Source organism: Gluconobacter kondonii, assembly GCF_002723995.1.
GTDB classification, from domain to species: domain Bacteria; phylum Pseudomonadota; class Alphaproteobacteria; order Acetobacterales; family Acetobacteraceae; genus Gluconobacter; species Gluconobacter kondonii.
Genome location: NZ_BEWP01000020.1, coordinates 1 through 12,271 on the forward strand (window position 1 = coordinate 1; position 12,271 = coordinate 12,271).

Annotated in this window: 12 protein-coding genes and 1 pseudogene; 8 read left to right on the plus strand and 5 right to left on the minus strand. The window is 51.9% G+C overall.

Annotation, left to right across the window (positions count from 1 at the left end; all coding sequences use genetic code 11):
* Window positions 1–139 precede the first annotated feature (139 nt).
* Both GKO01_RS15810 and GKO01_RS15815 read left to right on the plus strand, forming a co-directional pair.
* Window positions 140–616, plus strand: a complete 477-nt coding sequence (locus tag GKO01_RS15810; RefSeq protein ID WP_145994779.1) for a hypothetical protein — start codon at window positions 140–142, stop codon at window positions 614–616.
* The gene (locus tag GKO01_RS15815; protein ID WP_145994780.1) at window positions 616–1,656 is read left to right on the plus strand and encodes a hypothetical protein; all 1,041 of its coding nucleotides are present in this window, start codon (window positions 616–618) and stop codon (window positions 1,654–1,656) included. The genes GKO01_RS15810 and GKO01_RS15815 overlap by 1 nt, the downstream gene beginning before the upstream one ends.
* Before the next feature lie 205 nt (window positions 1,657–1,861).
* On the opposite strand, the gene GKO01_RS16360 is transcribed toward GKO01_RS15815, so the two are convergent.
* The 3 genes from GKO01_RS16360 to GKO01_RS13730 all read right to left on the minus strand — a co-directional run bounded on the left by GKO01_RS16360 (window position 1,862) and on the right by GKO01_RS13730 (window position 4,819).
* Window positions 1,862–3,568 carry a hypothetical protein gene (locus GKO01_RS16360; RefSeq protein ID WP_244901478.1) on the minus strand — a complete coding sequence of 569 codons (1,707 nt, stop codon included), beginning with the start codon at window positions 3,566–3,568 and terminating at the stop codon, window positions 1,862–1,864.
* Window positions 3,569–3,765: 197 nt separating this feature from the next.
* Window positions 3,766–4,161 carry a plasmid mobilization protein gene (locus GKO01_RS13725; protein ID WP_099287524.1) on the minus strand — a complete coding sequence of 132 codons (396 nt, stop codon included), beginning with the start codon at window positions 4,159–4,161 and terminating at the stop codon, window positions 3,766–3,768.
* 223 nt (window positions 4,162–4,384) lie between these two features.
* Window positions 4,385–4,819, minus strand: coding sequence for a tautomerase family protein (locus GKO01_RS13730; protein WP_167383495.1), 435 nt, complete (start codon window positions 4,817–4,819; stop codon window positions 4,385–4,387).
* Window positions 4,820–5,465: 646 nt separating this feature from the next.
* Here GKO01_RS13730 and GKO01_RS16045 point away from each other — a divergent pair.
* The 6 genes from GKO01_RS16045 (at window position 5,466) to GKO01_RS13765 (ending at window position 10,242) form a co-directional block, all read left to right on the plus strand.
* Entirely contained in the window at window positions 5,466–5,612 is a 147-nt protein-coding gene (locus GKO01_RS16045) for a hypothetical protein (RefSeq protein ID WP_167383496.1), read from the plus strand.
* Window positions 5,613–5,697: 85 nt separating this feature from the next.
* Window positions 5,698–6,222 carry an SMC-Scp complex subunit ScpB gene (gene scpB / locus GKO01_RS13745; RefSeq protein WP_244901479.1) on the plus strand — a complete coding sequence of 175 codons (525 nt, stop codon included), beginning with the start codon at window positions 5,698–5,700 and terminating at the stop codon, window positions 6,220–6,222.
* A gap of 151 nt (window positions 6,223–6,373) precedes the next feature.
* A complete protein-coding gene (locus GKO01_RS13750; protein WP_099287527.1) occupies window positions 6,374–7,372 on the plus strand; it encodes a site-specific integrase in 999 nt (332 codons plus the stop codon).
* A gap of 3 nt (window positions 7,373–7,375) precedes the next feature.
* The gene (locus GKO01_RS13755; RefSeq protein WP_099287528.1) at window positions 7,376–8,161 is read left to right on the plus strand and encodes a hypothetical protein; all 786 of its coding nucleotides are present in this window, start codon (window positions 7,376–7,378) and stop codon (window positions 8,159–8,161) included.
* A gap of 49 nt (window positions 8,162–8,210) precedes the next feature.
* Window positions 8,211–8,942 carry a segregation and condensation protein A gene (locus GKO01_RS13760; protein ID WP_244901480.1) on the plus strand — a complete coding sequence of 244 codons (732 nt, stop codon included), beginning with the start codon at window positions 8,211–8,213 and terminating at the stop codon, window positions 8,940–8,942.
* A 358-nt stretch (window positions 8,943–9,300) separates the two neighbouring features.
* Window positions 9,301–10,242 carry a replication protein RepA gene (locus tag GKO01_RS13765; RefSeq protein ID WP_099287529.1) on the plus strand — a complete coding sequence of 314 codons (942 nt, stop codon included), beginning with the start codon at window positions 9,301–9,303 and terminating at the stop codon, window positions 10,240–10,242.
* An 84-nt stretch (window positions 10,243–10,326) separates the two neighbouring features.
* On the opposite strand, the pseudogene GKO01_RS16570 reads toward GKO01_RS13765, so the two are convergent.
* Window positions 10,327–11,081: pseudogene (locus GKO01_RS16570) on the minus strand (IS5 family transposase); the annotation flags it as partial.
* A gap of 75 nt (window positions 11,082–11,156) precedes the next feature.
* Window positions 11,157–12,035, minus strand: a complete 879-nt coding sequence (locus GKO01_RS13775; protein WP_099287530.1) for an FRG domain-containing protein — start codon at window positions 12,033–12,035, stop codon at window positions 11,157–11,159.
* Between the last annotated feature and the right edge of the window lie 236 nt (window positions 12,036–12,271).

Sequence of the window (12,271 nt, forward strand, 5' to 3'; positions counted from 1 at the left end):
GATGACGCGCTTGGCGCGGCCGTATCTTCGACTAGCAGGCGAGGAGCAGCCAGCCGCTTAAACATAACTACCAACAATTTGCGAAATGTTTTGAAGTGGGTTATTTTAATATGATTGGTGTATTTAGGTGATCATTTCAATGGATAAAGTTAATTTGGGTAAATCCGCATCTAATAAAATTGATGTATCTAAAAATGATGAATTCCTTCTTTCACAGCATCAAATTTTACCTGAATTTGCGGAAAATTTACCCCCTTCATGCCCTCCTGAAGAAGCCGTTACGCCTGCACAGCGCGAAGTTTGGCGTTTTGTTCCACATGAGAAACTGGAAGAATTAGAAGAAAAAGACTTTTTTTCATACGCTGCTTTGGGAAAACAACCATATAGTCAATATAATGTATGCCCTTGTCGATGGAGTTCGTGCTCTGTCTTTTCGGTACCGACGCCTTTAGAAGGCCTTCCTAAATTAAGACATAAATATGTGGCTACTCTTAGCATAAATAAATTTTCTGGGAAAATTCTCCAGAAGGAAAGTCATATAGATTTTTGGAGATATAAGAATTTTTCTCCCTTAGAGAATGTTGTTAATGTATTTAGAAAAGACGAGATTAAATAATGAAAAGAAAAGCAAAGATAAATAATATACTAATATTTATAGATGAGCCTCAGCTTTTGACTATATCTGCAAGTCGAAATACTTCATGGCTTGGAATTGCTGTTGAAAAAATTGAAGGAATGAGTGAGCCTTTCTTTTGCGTGCGTGTAACAAAGAATTCTTTACAAAAGTATTTTGACGGAAAAGTCGACTTATGGGGTATATTTAAATATCCTTCTCAAAACGGGAAGGATATGAGAGAATACATGGCATTCGATTTTAGTGAAATATCGAACAATGGACATTTTTACTTAAATCCAGTTTCGATCAAAGAAGATTACTTTCCTTCAAAAGGAATATTTTCCAAACACCATACTGAAGAAATTGATTTATCGCTAGAAGGATTACAATCTCAAAGCGATAATGATGACGAGTATACGGTTAATATTGATGGAAGCTGGGACTTGTCTGAATTTTCATTTTTTGGAAATAAAGTGTCCAGTGTTTATTCTTTTTTACATTGCATAAGAACACTAGAGCACGCCAATGATGATGTTCGTGCAAAAGCAATCGAAAATTTAAAGAAAACATTTACAAATCACTCTCTTGAAGGTGGCTTTAGTTATGTTAATTTTTATCGCGATTTACAATATAACGTACCGGCAAATGATCGACTTGAAGTCAGAGAAATTAAATATGCATCTCCGGGCCATATAAAAATCTGCGGGCAAGGTGCGGCTTTTGACGACCTAGCAGATTCTATAAGAGACATGTGTGATAATTATTATTTAGCTAGGAATTCATACACTTCGCTTATAAGGATAATGAAGAATCATAACATTCTTAATTCAAAATTAGATTTGAAAGGTTCTCTTGCGTTACAAGGTGAATTATCCAAGTACACTGAAGAGTTATGTCAAAATATCTCACTCAATGGTTTAGAGGACATTTACAAAAGCTCTGATAATAATTGGATTATTACCGCAAAAATTGTTATGTCTTTTTACAGAAGAATTCGCGATTTAACGGAATTTTATAGAGAAGGCCGTGCAAAACTTTAGAAAAAACAGAAATACAATTTAATATCCCAGACACTAATTCTCTTGATTACTTAATCCCGGAGTTTGACAGTTCGGATTTTGCCCGCGTCAATCTTGACGCAGACGAATCTTCGAGTGCCGCGTTGTCATGTTCGCCATCGAAAACTCTCAGCGCCGCCCTCGCGTCTGCCATGAGGGCGTAAGCAGTCGCATGCTTTTCCATTTCCTATGGGGATAGCGAAGAGTTTGGTGACGTCTTCTTTCCCAATGCCATTGGCTGAGACCATCGATTGACATCAGAGCGTTGAGCAGGCGTCGGTGATACCGGCGTATCCCTCTCGTAAAAACGATCCAGCTCCCTCAGCGCCATCTGAAGCTGCCCCTGTCGTTTCCAATCCCTGATTTCCATGCGAACATCTTCGGGAAGCGGCCATGACAGCCGGTGCAAGCGCTCCAGTCTGGCAATGGTCTGCTGGGCCTGCTCACATTCCGGCACACGCTCCGCATGCCATTGGGCAATCATCCGCGCCCGTTTGTGCTCCGCCTCCCGGCAGTGATCCTTGATCCACAGGCGACGGGCTTTTTCATCCAGCAGGGTCTGAAGCAACTCGCGTCTCTCTTGCAGATAATCCTGCAATGTCACTTCCCGTTCTATCGGAACCGGACACTGGATCGGATCAGGCTTCTGACTGCTCAGCCCAAGATGATACAAAATGAACTGGACGAGATAGCGCAGGATTTCGGCCAGTTGAGCCAGCGCCTGGCGGTACTGTTCCTCTGCTTGCGACAGCCTCCTCTTCCGGGAGAACAGGATTTTCCGGGCTACCAGTTCATCGAGCTCCTGTCGCGCCCTCTCAACGGCCTGATGGGCCTGCTTCAGTCTGCTCCATCCGTCTTTCATCATCCGCACAATGCATTCGCTTTGAATATCGAGCGGACTGTCCGGCCCATAGCGTCGTTCCAGCGGATGTAGAGCATTCAGGACGCTTCGGGCAGCCTGCATCTCCTGCTTCCAGTCTTTTAAATAAATCCGGAACCCCTCGCTGAACTGTTCGGGGTATCGAAGCGAACCGATGGACGGCAATCGCTTTCGGATCGCGGCCGCTTCTCTTCGGCCCTGTTCATGGAGCCTCTGTCGATCCAGGACTGATAATGAGGCTGGCGGGACCCAGATCAGGTCTTTCACGACCCGTTTTCGCTCTACCCGCTGCTGATGCCGTCTTTCCTGTTGCTCCAGTCGTCTCACGACAGGTCGAAGATCTACGGGGGATGGCCTAGAAGCTTCTTCATCGAGAAGACGACGGAACTCTTTCGTGCGGACCTTTGTCAGGCGTGTGAATGATCCGATCAGCAGACCGTCATGTGTCTCAATGACATGAGCGTCCCGCCGTCGGTCCGTGCGGTCTCCCGGTCGCATGCGCCAGTTTTTCCCGGAAAGAAGGCGGCGGAACGTCTTCAGGTCATTTCCCGACCGTTCCCAAAACGCCATGATCTCGCGTCTGGCCGCAGGCAGATCAAATCCCTGACGTTCTGTCATTCGCCTTGCTTGTGATGTGTAAGCAGAAACTGGACGTGCAGAATTGTCTTCGGGAACCAGGGCCGCAACCTTGTCCGCAGCCTCAGAATTTCCGGCCTCTCTCAAAGCTTTCGCAATCGCCCGATCATGACGTCCGGCAACGAGGGCATGACCCAATCTCAGTTCTTCCAGGCGGGCGATCTTCTCCAAACGCTGCCATGTGAATTTACTGCTGAGAACATGGTCGTCTTGCCATTCGGGTAAAAGCAGATGACCGTGGGTGCTGCCATCCTTTTGATGGATCACCAGAGTCATGCGATCAGGGTCAGCGCCCAGTTCCAGACAGATCTGGTGGGCAAAATGGGTGAGTTGCCCATCATTCATCGGTGCGGATGGATTGAAAGCGATATGCCGCAAGCCATAGCGAATGTTTTCGCGTCTCGCTTCCTTAATCCAATCTTTTAAGAGATAGTCACTGCCTGCAATCAGGCGAATGGCTTCGTTCTTTGCGCCAGAAAGAACATGCCTTGAGACAGCTTGGTGCCCGCTGCTGGTTTTAATTCTTGTTTCTTGAACAATCATGGCGTCGCACCTGCGAAAACATGACTATCGGTTCAGTGCATGAGAGGAACGGAAACAGACCGGGCCCTCTGGACACGAACCGGACGCAAATCTCGCAACAGGTGATCGGTCCGGTCTTTCAACCGGTCGATATCCTGCAAGGTGTCACCACAGGCAACGGCGTCACCGAGATGAACAGCGTGCGCCAGCTGATTCAGGTTGTTGCCAATCCGTCCCAACTCGCCACGCAACTGACGGAGTTCACGGCTGACCGTTCCGCCACGATGGTGAGACAGGACTGCATCCTGCAACAACGTTCGGACCCAGTCAGCGGTTGTGGCATGGCCAAGAAACCGGGCGCTCTGGCTCCACCGTGCCAGTTCATCGGGAGACGCACGCACGGACAGGCGGGAAGATCGGATACGGGATGGAGATGAAGCATCGGGCATAGCAGAGCATCCTGTTTTCTTTTCTCTTGTGGGGGGCAACGGGGGAGGTACTCCCCCTTGCCAGCTGTCGAATGGGTAGCCATTCGACACTGCTGGCTCAGCTCAAGAGAACCTCAGAAAACAGGATAGCAATTCAAAAACTGAATTTCAGAAAATGACAGAAGAAAAATGAAAATACTTCGACTTTGACTATTCTCTCCCATCATTTGACTGAAAATATTTTCTATACAGGCTCAGCATTTTCTGGTGGATGACGCAGGTCATTCAATGAAATCGTTTGTCCAAACACACCCCAATTTTCGGGGGGAACGTCACGCAGAACAATATAAACAGGCACCAAGTCATCAGCGCCCAAACCAGCTGCTTCGCGGACAGCCTCTGTAAACCCAGCAAACAGTTTTTGCTTGGCAGCGGTGTCAAAGCCACCTTCGAAGGCATTGACCTCAATGCCAATCACATTGCGACCGTCTGTTTTGCCACCGTGATAAACCATGCCCTCGGCGCATTCCCTGAAATAAATCCAGGTCGTACTGCGAACAAAAGGCGTGTCGGGCAGTTGTTCCGCATCGAGGGCGATAGTGGTCAGCGTCTCTGCCAAACCGTTCTGTTTCTCTTTGCTGAAAGTTCCAACCGGATAATTGATATAAATGAGGGGCATCGTTTGTCCTGACATCAACAGAGCGCAGAAAGGCGCTGGGACTTCGAACCGAACGTTAAGCTGCGAGACGATACCCTCACAGCTTTGCTGCCATCACATGCCGGTGAAACTAATTGACGTCTCTCAACGCTCCTGGTCTTGAGGACGTTCGAAACGAAAATCGGCGGGCAACTTTCGGCCAATCGTCTTCAGAGACTGCAAAGCCTCTTCCTGGCTTTTGCGAGAAGGCTCCCGAACGTCCTTATCGTAATCTTCCTGCATCTCAGCCCCCTTCCCTCTTCTGAGCTTTCAGTCGCCCAAACACATGCGACCATATCGCTTCGATGGCGTCTTGACGTTACCAGAATGTCTGCCAGAATCAGGGCAATTATTAAGGCACGGAAAGACTGGCGTCGGCGTTTTCGGCGTATTTTCAAGGGTTTGTGTGCGGGACGCGTCCCGCAACACTAGGTTCGAGTCCCGCAGTTTAAGTGTCTCCCAGACCCGCTTATTGTGTCGTTCCTTACCAATTTACCCGTTAAAATCAGACAGCAAGTTAGAGCTTACTTGCTCCTATTCCGAAGTGATACATCCCTTCGAAAAATTCTCCGATCGCCAGACGTCGTCGGAACGTCAACCGCCGTTGCGCCAGATGATACACGCGATCATGCAGCAGATGGCAGCGCTGGCACAGCGCCCGAAGATTACGCATCCGGTTGACCGTGGGGTCGTGGTTCAGATGCGCAGCGGCCAAAACCACCTTGGTCTGTCGGGTCTGAAGCAAAGCCTAACGGCGACGTCTCGTGGGTCCTGATCGCCTACTCTCTTAGAAAAGATCCACCCCCGAGCCTACCTCAAACTCTGGCGGAAAGCGGCGAACTGGCCCTATGCTCCGACCAATGACAGCCTCTCCCCCCGACCCCATCCGCCTGGCCGAAGCCCTGCTCTTCCAAAGCAGCGGTCCCGTTTCGCGAACGATGCTGGCGCGGGCTCTGGGGGAGGACGTGGAAATCGCTCAGATCATCAGCCAGGTGGCCAGGCGCACCGAAGGGATGGGGTTTGAGATCGTCGCGGTTGGAGACGGCTGGATGTTCCGTACTGCCCCCGATCTCGCAGAGGCCCTGACAGAGGCATTAGAAAAACCACCAGAGCGTTTACCCCGCGCCGTACTCGAAGTGCTGCTGCTGATTGCTGCGCGTCAGCCGGTCACCCGACCCGAGATCGAAAGCTTTCGAGATGCAGCCCTGCCCCAAAAGACCCTGACACTGTTGCAGGAGAAAGGCCTCATTCGCAGCGTCGGACGCAAACCCGTACCGGGTCAGCCCCAGCTCTGGAGCACGACCGAGACTTTCCTCGTGACCTACGGCCTTCGGTCCCTGGCTGAACTGGATCCGCTTCTCGAAGGGCTGAGAGGCCCGCTTTAGGCCCTTTTGGGCTTATTCTACGGAGTTTTAGGGACTGTTTTTTGTCTTTTTAATACGTGGTAATGTTCTCTTACCGCGTATTAAATTAAGGTTGCCTTAATTGGTGTCCTACGGCAGAATTATTGGGTATTTCAGAGAGAAGATCACCGGCATGACAGTCCCGACAGATCCCGCAGAGCGTCTCTCCGAAGCGCCCTCCCCTGCTCTGCAGAGTGCCTTGGACGCAGCAAAAGACAGTGCCCGGACCGCGGCCTATGCACCCGAAACCCTGCGAGCGTATGCCCATGACTGGCAGGCCTTCTGTCACTGGTGCGACGAACACGACACCTCCCCTCTTCCGGCCGCCCCTCCCGTCGTCGCGGCCTGGCTGCACAGTCTGGCCCCACATTTCAGCCGTTCGGCCCTCAACCGTCGCTTGGCCGCCCTCGGCTATCAGCATCGCATGAGGGGTCTGGAGTGGAGTTCTGGCCATGCTGCCATCCGCACCACCCTGCGCGCGGCAGGGCGTCTCTATGGCACGCCGCAGAAACAGGCCGCTGCCCTCACCTCCCAGGAACTCCGCAAACTCGTCGCACCCGAACAGAGCAAAACCGTTGAAACGCTGGCGGATCTGCGCGACCGGACTCTTCTGCTGATCGGCTTTGCGGGTGCGCTGCGCCGTTCAGAGCTGGTTGCCCTCACAACAGAGACCGTCAGGATCGTCGGCACAGGACTGAAGCTCCATATCGCCCGCAGCAAGACCGACCCCGAGCATCGCGGCGAAGAGGTTTTCCTCCCCCGGGGCAAGCATCGCGAAACCTGCCCGGTTCTGGCTCTGGAGCGCTGGCTGAAGAAAGCCGAGATTACGGATGGTCCTCTCTTCCGGTCCATCAACCGCTGGGAGCAGGTGGGACGAGATGCCCTGCATCCGGATGCGGTCAGACAGATCCTGCTGCGCCGTGCCAAGGTGGCGGGGCTCAAGGTTCCTTCCGGAGAACGCCTCAGCCCGCATGGGCTGCGCGCCGGCTTTGTCACCGAAGCTTTCCGGGCCAATGCCCGTGACGAACAGATCATGGCACATACCCGCCACCGCGACCTGCGCAGCATGCGCCGCTATGTCCGTCGGGCCCGCCTTGATCTGGACTCTCCCGCCCATCTTCTGGATCTGTAAGCTGTGCCCCAAACGACTGCTGAGATCATCGCAGATATTGATGCCACGGTCGCACGCCTGGAAGCGTATCGGCTGGAGCTCGAAGCGCGGCCGATTGCTCACCGCTACAGTGAGCAGACCCTGACGGAGCATGAGGAACCAAATGCCGGGTTTCGTCTTCCCATCCGTCCGCTGCTTCTCCGCCATGCCCCCAGGCCACCAGGGAGCGGCACGACGTTTCCAATCTTGGGATCAGGGCCTGCAAAACCGGAGACCCTTCCTGCTCCGCCCCTTTTCAATGCCCAGCCAGACTGGCTGGCGCATGTCTTGACTGTCACAGGACCGGAAGCCGGGTTGGCCCGGTTCCGGGCGGCGGCAGCGGGGACTGGCCGTCTCTCCTGGGGGCCAGATGTCACCAACCCCGAAGATCTGAGAGGGATCTTTCTCGTCGGGGACGTCCGGACGACCGCTTTGATCGATCAGATTGTTCAAAGCCAAAAGGGACTTCTTGCCCGGGAAGCAGGAACCGGCGCCGTCCCGTTTGACCTCAACGCCCTCTGCCCGCTGCCTCTGGATCTTCTCTCTCTCGGCCCCCCCGCCCCCGCGACACAAGCGTGGTTGTGGAAACACTGGGGAACCTCACGACCACTACAGCAGGTTGAAGAAATATCTGGGCATCCGAAGAGAAGTTCCACTCGCTGGAGTGTTTCTTTCTGGTCGGCGGACTGGACGCCCTGGGCGGCTCTTCAGGCCATTGCAGTCCAATGGCCCGACCTCAGCTTTTCCATACGCCCACTTTACGATGTCTGATGAAATCCTTCTGGAAGTTGGCGTCTGGCAGGGTCCGCTGGACGCGTTGTTGCAGGCCGTACGCCGTCGCGCGCTTGATCTTCGGACCCTGCCGCTGCTTGACCTCATCGACCAGTTTCTGATCTGTGTGGAAGAGCAGCTCGACACCCGTCCACTTGAGCAGACTGCCAACGATCTTGTTCTGGCAGCGACCCTTCTTCAAATGCGCTCAGTTCTTCTACTTCGAGAGGATACTGAAGAGCACCTTGCCGCCCACTCAGCAGCCGAGCAGATCCAATGCGCCCTGCTTCGAAAGGACACGCTTTTGCAAGCCGTGGAGTGCTTTGAAACGCGGCCTGTGCTGGGCGAAAGTGTTTTTGGACGCGGGAAACTGCCCCCCTCGCCTTCTGCGGCTGAGGCGACATCCCTCATCCTCACCCGGGATCTGCTGGACGCGCTTTTGTCAGCGTCTCGTCGGAGGGCAAAGCTGCGGCCTCCAGAGAGTATCTTCCAGCCTTCTTTTGTACCACGTGTTTCTGTTCAGGACGCTTTGGCGTGGTGGCAGCGGAAAATTCGTGACCATCCGGAGAGCACGTGGGACCTCGTCGAGGGCGTGATTCATTTTTCTTTTGGGGCGAGCCCTCGAAACCTAATGCAGCGCAAGGCCGCTTGGGCTGCTCATCTTTCGGCAATTTTGGAGCTGGAAAGACAAGGCGAAATATATGTCCAGAAGCAAGAACCATCGATCGCAATCGTAATATCCACGTTGATATTCCACACCGAAAAAACATCTAAAAGATGATTAAAACGTTTCTATTCGGCCTATTAAAAAACATATTTTTTATTCGCACGCTCACTAGTTCAAGGCCTCGAGTCGACCTGGTGTCGCTAAAGTTCCCATCTTGGATGATCTGTGCGGGAACTCTAGCGGCACATTCGTTCCCGAGAACTTTAGCGATCTTTGGGAACTCTAGAGACGTTATGGGAACTCTAGCGGCCGATATCGGGAACATTAGCGACCTGAGACTCGCAAAAAATGCCTTATCCCGAGAACTTTAGCGGCACATACTAATATCTAATTCCTAATATCTTTTCCTAGTAGCCAAAGTGTCGCTAAAGTTCCCGGAGACAAACTCAATCAACGGTGTAAAACTTGCTTCATGGGAACTATCCATGACCTTATCGAGAACGAAGGCCGCCAAGGCGCTCTCTCCTTCGATTATGACCGTCGCATTATCAAAATCGCGGCGGAATATATGGCAATGGAAGAAAGCTCTATTGGCTTTCTCTACAGCGGCTTCACTCACGTAGGCTTACCACATAAAAGGCTTTCTGATGACGCCGCATGGCAAGTTACGACCGACAGAGTGACGATGGTTGTAGAACCTGGTCGAAAGGCATCACCCTCAGGCCAGCCAGTTTATGTCGGAGTTCCATACGGATCTAAAGCGCGCCTAATCATGCTCTATTTACAAACCGAGGCGCTAAAAACTAACAATCGAGAGGTTGAATTAGGCCGAAGCCTCCGAGATTGGCTCAAACGAATGGGTATTCCACAAGGCGGAAAATCCATTGCCGACGTACGCGAACAAGCTGAACGCATCTCTAGATGCCGAATTAACTTCGAATTTCATGGTGGGAACTCTAGCGGCCTAATCAATCAAAACATTGTCGACACAGCGATGTTTTTCGATGATAATTCGCAAAATAAGACACAATTTTTAGAACGTGTGAAGTTATCGGAAGTATTTTTTGAACAACTAATTCGCCACCCTGTTCCAATTGAGGAAGCTGCGATTAGATCTTTAAATGGACACTCTCAAGCCCTCGATATTTATTGCTGGCTAGCTTATCGACTACATGTTTTACACCGCCCTACCCCTATATCTTGGATTGCTATTAAAGCCCAATTTGGGACGGGTGTCGTTCGTATGGGCCACTTTAAAGCGAAGTTCATCGATAATTTAAAATTAGCTCAAGCTGTATACCCAGAAGCTAAGACTGATGTGACATCAGCTGGACTAACCTTGTACCCCTCAAAGCCGCCAATATCTCCAAAAACGCCTAAGTCTTCTCAAATTCGACAGCAAGAAAGTCGCTAAAGTTCCCACTGAAAATATGGAAGGATCGAAGCCTTTACCTGCAGCATGGGCTTTGAGATGCTTAGCCCTGATTTGAAAAGGACTCTAGGTCCCGTTGACAAGAGATTCAATCCAAAGCCTCGCGGCGGCGATATTGAGGAAGCTGATGAAGGACAAGGCGGTTTTGTCGTAGCGGGTTGCAATACGCCGCATCTGCTTGAGTTTGTTGAACATCTGCTCAATGCGATTGCGGTCTCTGTAACGCCGCCAGTCTGTTTTCTGTGGAACACTGCGGCCTTTTCGTGAGGGAATAACCGGCAGGATACCACGGAGCAGCAGATCCTGGCGGAACCAGTCGCTGTCATAGCCCCGGTCGGCCAGCATGGCTTTGGGGTTTGGAACCGCAAACGCCATCAGGGTATCTGTGGCTTTGTAATCCGAGACCTGACCTCCGCTAAAGGCAAAGCCGAAAGGACGTCCTTGATTGTCGCACCGGGCGTGGATTTTGCTCGTAAAACCGCCGCGTGATCGACCAAAACCTTCCGTATGAGCCTCCCTTTTGCACCCGTTGCCTGGGAGTGGGCGCGGACCACGGTACTGTCGACCATATGCTGCCAGTCATCACTCAGACCCAGGTCAACCAGGGTTTGCAGCAGGGCATCCCAGACACCCTGTTCAGCCCAACGCCGGAACCTGACATAGACCGAGTTCCATTTTCCGTAGCGCTCATGCATGTCCCGCCACGGACAACCGGTGCGCAGGACATACAACATGCCGTTGAGAAACCGGCGATTGTCTCCGGATGGCCGTGCCCAACGGCCACGCTCGGATGGCAAAAGCGGACCAATCAGCGCCCATTCACGATCCGTCAGATCCCCTCGTGCCATCCCCGCTTCACCTTATCGTCTTCGTTAAAGACAACAGTGAATCAGACCTCAGAATGAGCGTATAGACCTTTTGTCAACGCGACCTAGTAACTCGAGTGCCTCCCGCATATCGCCCTTTGCGTCCTTAGGTATAATGAATCGCGTTTCTTCTATGACATGACTGTATTTGATTTTACGGTGCGGTGTTAGGCCATGAATGATGAATCCGCCGGATTGCGCAAGGATGCGACGGTTGCTCATCTTTGTGTGCACGTAGTAGGGCTTGAACAAGTCGATGGGATCGATAATTGGAAGGAAATACGGCTTTTCGCTTCTTATGAATTGGTGCAACCGTAGGTACACTTCGTCCTCGTTTGCTCGTTTTATTTCGCTTTTCCGGGTTGAGCCCTTGAGCCGATCTGCCCTGATTCCAATGATATGGTCTTTTTCCATCTTCGTCATGTTGGCGAGATTGGCTATACAGCTAACTGAGTCGCTGTCGTAGTATTTCTCGCGTTCCTTGGGGATAGCGAATGCAGTTACCACGCCGTCTGAGGCTTCCTCCTTCTGGCCGGGGTCCGTGGCAAAGTACAATGCGACAAGTGGATTCAAAGATACATCGAGCAAGCGGGTGGGCAGGCCGAAATGCTGCATTCGCACCAGGCGATCGAACATCGTCGTGTCGGCGGCAAACTCGTTGGGGTGCACGCTAATCAAGTCACGAACTGCCCGCTTCTCATTTTCCTCGAGTTTTTCTAGGTAAGGCCGGTATAGGCTTGGAATGTTCCGCCAAGACGCGTTGCGCTGCCCCCGATAGCATTTGAAAGCAGCCTCACCCCGAGCGTATTTAGTGACTTCGTCGATGAACGCCGTCAGCGTTTCCGGGGTGGCCGCGATGACGGAAGACGTCGGCGTCTTTGACGCCTTCTTCGGTGTATTCTTAGCCATAAGTAGAGTTTACTACGGCGATTGATAGCCCGCCAGAGGCACACAGCGTCAAGCAACGCCTAAGCTCAATAAGGACGAGCCTGAATAGCACGTCGAGCAAGTCGCTAATATCCACTTATTTCCGCACTCTTCTCGAGGCCGGACGGACTATTAATGACGAGAACGGACGTTCGACGCGTAGTTGGGGCATGTCGGCTTTGACTTGACGTCGATCGAACCGCACCATCGCCGCTCGA